Source organism: Phormidium sp. CCY1219, assembly GCF_055795085.1.
Map to the genome: position 1 here is coordinate 1 of NZ_JAYFEQ010000652.1, position 6,969 is coordinate 6,969.

4 protein-coding genes are annotated in these 6,969 nt (G+C 51.6%); 3 read left to right on the forward strand and 1 reads right to left on the reverse strand.

Annotation, left to right across the window (positions count from 1 at the left end):
• The first annotated feature begins 567 nt into the window (after window positions 1-567).
• Complete coding sequence (locus AC0QH1_RS18885; RefSeq protein ID WP_324632812.1) at window positions 568-1,371, forward strand: DUF4114 domain-containing protein; 804 nt, start codon at window positions 568-570, stop codon at window positions 1,369-1,371.
• 43 nt (window positions 1,372-1,414) lie between these two features.
• Window positions 1,415-3,994, forward strand: coding sequence for a putative PEP-binding protein (locus AC0QH1_RS18890; RefSeq protein ID WP_324632813.1), 2,580 nt, complete (start codon window positions 1,415-1,417; stop codon window positions 3,992-3,994).
• 12 nt (window positions 3,995-4,006) lie between these two features.
• On the opposite strand, the gene AC0QH1_RS18895 is transcribed toward AC0QH1_RS18890, so the two are convergent.
• Window positions 4,007-4,858, reverse strand: coding sequence for a DUF1361 domain-containing protein (locus AC0QH1_RS18895; protein ID WP_324632815.1), 852 nt, complete (start codon window positions 4,856-4,858; stop codon window positions 4,007-4,009).
• Window positions 4,859-5,759: 901 nt separating this feature from the next.
• Here AC0QH1_RS18895 and AC0QH1_RS18900 point away from each other — a divergent pair.
• Window positions 5,760-6,494 carry a choice-of-anchor E domain-containing protein gene (locus tag AC0QH1_RS18900; protein ID WP_324632816.1) on the forward strand — a complete coding sequence of 245 codons (735 nt, stop codon included), beginning with the start codon at window positions 5,760-5,762 and terminating at the stop codon, window positions 6,492-6,494.
• Window positions 6,495-6,969 lie beyond the last annotated feature (475 nt).

Genomic DNA, 6,969 nt, shown 5'->3' on the forward strand with positions numbered 1-6,969 from the left:
TGGTCTTCTGGTCAGGTGAGCTTGGGAAAATAAAGTCTTACCAAGCCCCTCCCTTTAGGGATGGGGTTCCTGACGCTCTCACCCAGAGAAACCTGGCCACTTTTTACTTTACTTTTACTTTAACGTCAACCGGAAATCTACGGAGTTTTTTAAAGAAATGGTAAAGATGCCAGATTGGGGGTGACACAGATTTGCGATGCGATCGTATAATGAAGTCAGTAAATTCCACAGGTTTAGGCAGTACAAAGTTTCATGATTTCTTTCGATTTGGCTTTTTATGGCTGAGGTCATGGAGAAAAGCAGGGGTTGAAACCGTATTTTTACTAGGATTATCCAACTCCAGCTATCCCGGCAAACGAGAGAAGCGATCGCCTCATAACCTCAGAGAATTTACGGAAATTCCTTGGCGAGTCGGGTTCGATCCGCGAGAACCGCAGACCTATTCTGTGGGACCATCGACCCGATCGCCAGAGAGCGCTCGAAGAGGAGAACTGAGTCACCCCACGGGGCGCTGGAATTTAACACTCAACTGCAAACCTTGAATTAGAAAAACAAATCGAGGGTATTATGTCTAAGTTATCTGTGAAAAACCTACTGGGAACCACCGCCGGAATCGGCTGTTTGAGCGTTGCTTCGGTACTTTCCTTCAGTTCTTCTGCCGTTGCGGTTAGCTTCGGAACCTCTTGGGATGGTGAGGAGTATTCGCTGCAGAATCTAATAGATGGTATAACAAAGGGTGGACCGGGAATCGATACACTCAACGACCAAACCGGGTTTGATTGGTTTACGAATACGGCAAGCGGGGGAAGTCTGGGCAGTTTCATGTTCGAGGTTGCCGGGTTTGCCCCTACGAACAAGTTCGGGATTTACAATTCATCTGGAGAGAAAGCCTTATTGTATGAGGGGGTGAATAATCCAGGCGATCGCGTCACCATTGATTTTCTGGCTGGGGGGGATATTTCCGTCAGTACCAAAGGTCTTCCGCCAGGGAACGTAACGCCGACGGTGGACAACTATTACAGCGATTTTGGCAACCTGTTTGGTTTTTACCTGGAACGGGAAGATGGAACCAGCTTTTACACCCAGAATGCTTTAAACGACGGTGGCTACCAACAGGCGGTGGTTTATCAAGGAGACAATCTCACGACCCTGGCGCTTCCGGGCAAGCAAGCGGGAACGTTTACCGATAACGAGTTTATCATTGCCTTCGAGGATTTGTGGCTTGGGGGCAGCACGGACCGGGACTATAACGACTTGGTGGTGATGGTAGAATCTGTGGAACCGATTCCCGAACCGGCCACCTTGATGGGACTGGGACTGGTGGCTGGATCCTTTGCCATCCTGCGCCGTCGCCAATCGCAAAAACTTTAATCGGCTAAAATTTCTGTTTGTCTCCTGCGTACTCAGTTGTTAATTGTTAATTTTCCTCCTCCAACCGGAGGAGGGACTTTCGTTTGAGCCTAGGGTGGCGCGAGCGGATTATGATAAATTATGTCCGAACGCTTGCATCACTGTGGATTACCTGTACTGGCTCGACCAAATTCAACCCTCCGAACGTTATTTAGTTGGGGACAAAGCATTTTATCTGAGTCAACTGGCACAGCAGGACTCGCCTGTGGTGCCGGGATTTGTGGTGGCTGCACCTGCTTTGCGGGAGTTTCTGGAAAATTATGATTGGCGAGAGCCTTTGTTTGCGGAACTACTGAATTCTTCGTTACATCTGAATGTGGACGACGCAAGGCAATTGCAAGAGATTGCCCAACACATTCGCCAGGAAATTGTAGCGGCGGAGTTTCCCCGGGAGTGGATCGGGCAGCTTGCTTCGGCGGGGGAAATGTTGCGTGCGTCGGCGTTAATTTTTCGTCCTTCGATTACCCTACCGAGTTCTGCGGCGTCTTATGTAGAGATTTCTGGGTTGCTGGAGTGTCATGTTTGCCTGTGCGATCCGGAGGAAATTGCCTTAGCGGTGCTGCAAACTTGGGCGGAACTGTTTCGCGCCAGAAGTTTATTGTATTGGCAGCGCTGCGGAGTTCAGCTACAGCAGCTTAATATGGGGGTGTTGGTGCAGCCGGTGTGGGAGGCGATCGCGGCGGGAAAACTGATAGCAAAGCCCACCGAGTTTGAGATTCATTCCACCTGGGGATTGGGAATGGCGCTGGAACTGGGACAGATTATCCCCGACGTGCATCGCATCGATGCCAGAACGAAAGAGCTGCTGCACCAACAGCGCGGACATAAGTATTTGGCCTATGATTTTGCCTTTCACGATTGGCAATCGGAAATAGTTTATCCGGAAATGAGCTTGCTGAGCACTTACAGTTGCCTGCAACCTTATGCAGTGTCTGAGGACAGACAACAGCAATTTGCCCTGGATCCTAGCAATCTGGTGCGGTTAATCGAACGGGCGGATAAGGTGAGGGGAAATTATCCGACGCCGTTTGTTTTAGAGTGGATCGTCACTGCCAGGACTGAGGATTGGGAGTCACAGTTGTATTTTCGCGGTGCAGATTTCGGGGTGTCCCAGATTCCGATGCTGGCACCGGGAGATCCCGCCCCAGTGGCGGAAACCTCCTCACCCGCAGAAAAAACAGAGGCGGAAAACATGGACGAAAAAATAGTGGGCATCGGGGCAGCCGGCGGTCAGGCGATCGCGCCGGCCTATGTCATTCAAAGCAAAGAGACCCCGCCGGATGCGGTGCCTCCCGGACAGATCGTCATTGCGGAAGCGATCGCCCCTGCTTGGTTGGGACTCGTCCGCCATGCGGCAGGGTTGGTGACCGAACGCGGGGGCATCACCAGTCACGCCGCCATTCTCGCCCGAGAATTCGGCATTCCCGCCGCGATCGCTGCCCCTGGCATTACCCAACGGATTACCACCGGCGATCTGGTATTTCTGGATGGGGACACTGGAGAAATTTCTCTGGTGACGGAGGATAACTCACTTGAGGTGAAAGCCGACCCAAAGCGTCTGCTTCCGGATGTAGCACAAAGTATGGTAGCGCAGCAAACCCCCGCTCCCATCGGTTCCCAGGCAGAGGACTTGTCCAGCCCATCGCCCCTATTCGAATACCCGATCGCCACCCAGTTGTTTGTCAACCTGAGTCATCCCAGCGCCCTCGATCGCATCGGCGCAGTGCCCCTGGATGGGGTAGGGTTATTGCGATCGGAAATGATGGCTCTGGAAACCTTTCAATCCCTCCCGCCCAGCCAATGGGTCCATTCCGAAAAGACGCCAGCATTTATCGAAAAAATCGCCACCCATTTAACCCAGATAGCCCAGTTTTTCTTTCCCCGCCCGGTCTTTTATCGCTCTTTGGACTTGCGCGGATCCGGCGAGATTGCCGAGGAGTCCGAATCAACCGCCGCATCCAGTCGCCGGGAGCACCCCTTGGGATTGCATGGCGCGTTCAGCTACTTGCTCGACCCGGCTTTATTCGATTTAGAACTGGCCATTTTAGCCCGGGTGCAACAGGCCGGTTATCCGAATATTCGGTTAATTTTACCCTTCGTGCGAACCGTAGAAGAATTTAGCTTTTGTCATCGCCGGGTGGAACGGGCCGGACTGACCCAGGTCAACGAGTTTGAACTGTGGATGATGGCGGAGGTTCCTTCCGCAGTGTTTTTATTGCCAGAGTACGTGAAAGCTGGGGTGCAGGGGATTTCCATCGGGTGTAACGATTTAACCCAGTTGTTGTTAGCTGCCGATCGCGAAAACCAGCAGATGTCCGCCGCCTTTCCCGCCGCTCATCCGGCGGTGATGCGCGCCATGCATCAGTTAATTTTGGCCGCGAACGCAGCAGCGATTCCTTGTGCGGTGTGCATGGGGGCATCTGCGGCATCTTTGGAAATGGTGAACGAGCTGGTAGAGTGGGGGATTAGGGCCATTTCTGTGGAACCTCCAGCCATCGAGGGCACTTATCGCGCGATCGCCCGCGCCGAAAAGCGCCTGCTTTTAGATGCGGCCCGTCAGCAACGCGATAATTTGAACCCCTAAGACCGGATGAGCTTACGAGTGGGCCTGGGAGGACTCTGAGTCGGCGATCGCCTCGATCCGGTCCGTTGCAGATTGTTGCCGATGCAAGACCGCCAAGGTCAATTCCTTGCACAGCCAGTACAATACGGTAATCACCACAAACGTGACTGCCATTACCACCGCCGGACGCTTGCCCACTAAATCGTTCATCACGCTTCTGACTAACGCATCTGGATCCGTGAGGATATCCCAGCTATTAAAGCGCTGAAATCGTCCCAGATGAATCCCGATCGCCGTCAACCCATGCAACAGCAATTCCGCCGGTCCGACAAACTGTCCCCACCCCCAGCGTTTTAAATAGTAACCCAGATGAATCAAAGACAGAACGTAGGCTTCAAAGCCAATAATGGTAAACAGTAGATATTGGGGAATCAGCGCCAAGGTGATAATCCAGACCGAATATCCTTGGCGAATATCCTCGATTAAGTGAATCACGTCAGTTAGCACGTAGGGCGCATTGGGTAAAAAGGCAACAAAGGTGACAAAGCCCAACCACCACAATAGGGAACGAGAGATGGATTGTTGGCGGCGCAACTGCCAAATTTCTAACGCCATCACCACCAGGGTGAGTAACAAGACCCAAAACAGATAGTTGGTGCCCATCTTTTGCAGCAGATAGAAACCATGTCGAAAGACTCGTTGGGCATTGGGTAAAAAAGTGGCTCCAATCAGTAAGGGAACTCCCCAGCGCAAGGTGCGCGATCGCGGCAGGTGAAACAGCCAAAAACTCAACCCTAATGGGACTAAGGCAAGAAACAGATTCCAGGTCATAAACCCGCTGTTATTCTGCAAAGCGTCCCAGGCAGTGGCGATCCAATTTATCATGGCAGAAGTCATAGGCTTTACGAGATTTTCTAGATGTGGTTCTACTATTTTAGAAAGCTAATTTTGAATTAAAGTTGCAACTGACGGTAACAGTTGAAACACTTTTGCTTTGACATCTGAATTAATGTCATGCTACGATGCAAACAGATTCCCAAACAGCAGGGCGGTTTACCCCGAGCGCGCCAATTCGACAATCGCAAATGTACTCAATTCGGTCTGATGCAATGGGATGGGTGCTGCCGAACGGACTTTTTTGCTATCAGCCATTGCACCAGGAATTCTCCGTAAAGGTTTTCGGGCTGAAGTGGACGAAGCGGGACGGTTGGGAACTGAAATTAGGGTGCGGCGGGCTACTCGGGGGGTAGAAAAATCAGCAGCGATCGCGCCGCGTCTATAGGATTTTCCCGCTAACTAGTTATAAATACCCTTTAGGAAATTTTAAACTTTGAGAAGATTCCGTGAATTTACGTTTTCTTTTTTTTTCAGGTTCGGGCAAGCTAGAAGAATAAACAGGAGCTCCAGTTTGCCGAGTTGAAGGCGATCGCGAGGCAACAATCTGACGGGTCGGGTTTCGCCATCGGCGATCGGTTCTAGGCCGGCGGAGAATGGCTGCAAACATCCGAGGAGGAAATTTTCTGACCCTAGAGATGCTAAGGGAGTCGAACGGCTCTATGACTGCGCCCTGGGTGCAATTTGCGAGACTCTCCTTCCCCGATTCGGGCCGCGCGATTGACCGCGATCGGCTCATAGCCCCCGTTAAATCAATATAAATCTGTGATAAGCATCACGGAACTATAGCGCCCACAACAGCCATAATATCATCAGAGACCAGGGCGATCCAATCCACCATGTAGGTGAATCTCGTTCTGGTGAAGGTACAGTCCATAGAGAAGGTAGAAATATGCAATTACAATTCTCTAAACTCAAAGTCATTCCCCTGTTAGCGGGGATGACCCTAGCGCCGGCTGGCTTTGCCAATGCCGGTACGCTGTCGTTTATCGACGAGTTTGATTTTAAAACCACCAACTTCGAGGAAACCCTCACTATCAACAAATTCGATACCAACTTGGGGACCCTCAACAGTATCGAATTTGAATTTACTGGTGCGGTAAAAGGCGACGTCAAGTTTGAAAGTCTCGATGCGGCGGAAAGTACGGTGACGGCGACCCTCAGCAGTGTGTTGGAGTTAAATTTGCCCGACGACGATACCCTATTCGCCGAACTCAATCCCTTTGTCTCGGTGAGCGATGAATTGAGCGCCTATGATGGCACCATCGACTTCGGTGGCACCTCGGGCAGGAGTTACACCCGAGATGAAGGCAACGGAGTGCGGGGCAGTACGACCAAAACCATCAAAATCGATGCGCCCACCGAGAGCGATTTAGCCTTATTTGCCGCTCGAGGCGGCGGAAGCTTGGACTTCTCGGTGAATGCAGAGGGTCGTTCCGTGGGCACGGGATCGGGTAACTTGATTACCCAGTTTGCCACCTTGGCATCCGCCGGGATCCGGGTGTCTTATGACTATGAAGAAAATGAGCCGCGCAAAATCCCGGAACCCACGGGAGCGCTGGGAATTGGCATCGCTGGGGGACTGGCTCTGTTACGCAAGCGCAAGAAAGAAGAAGTGGAAACATAACGCCACTCTACCCCTAACCTGCGGAGAAAATGGTGCAGTGGGCGCTATGGAAACATCCCATCGGGTGTTTCCCACTTTGGGGCAATAGAAATTGCACAGAGTCCTTCAGGGTGCGATGAGTGTATCTACTCAATTTAATCCAGATATTGGTGGCAAGCAGTGTGAGTTGCTGCAAGACCACCGATTTTCGTTCTTCAGCTCTGGTGAGTGGGAGTGGCGAGGGGGGACAAAGCTTTTGGGGTTGAGAAGTCAGAATTTGACGCGAGAGTTTTGGGGGAAGTTAGAGCCGAAATCGCGATCGCCGGGACGATCAACTGTTACCACCGCTACAGTAACCGCAACTGACCCGAGGTATCTGCCTGAGACTCGTTGGACTGTACCTTTCTGCGTTCCTCGGGGCTGTTAATGACTAAAGCCTGATTTACTGGAAAATTCTAGATTATTCCGGAAATACCTCACGGCGTGTGGTAGAGTA

Bases quoted from the DNA above. Each gene is read 5' to 3' on its own strand.
- AC0QH1_RS18885 (WP_324632812.1), top strand. From the start codon at position 568: ATGTCTAAGTTATCTGTGAAAAACCTACTGGGAACCACCGCCGGAATC.
- AC0QH1_RS18895 (WP_324632815.1), bottom strand. From the start codon at position 4,858: ATGATAAATTGGATCGCCACTGCCTGGGACGCTTTGCAGAATAACAGC.
- AC0QH1_RS18900 (WP_324632816.1), top strand. From the start codon at position 5,760: ATGCAATTACAATTCTCTAAACTCAAAGTCATTCCCCTGTTAGCGGGG.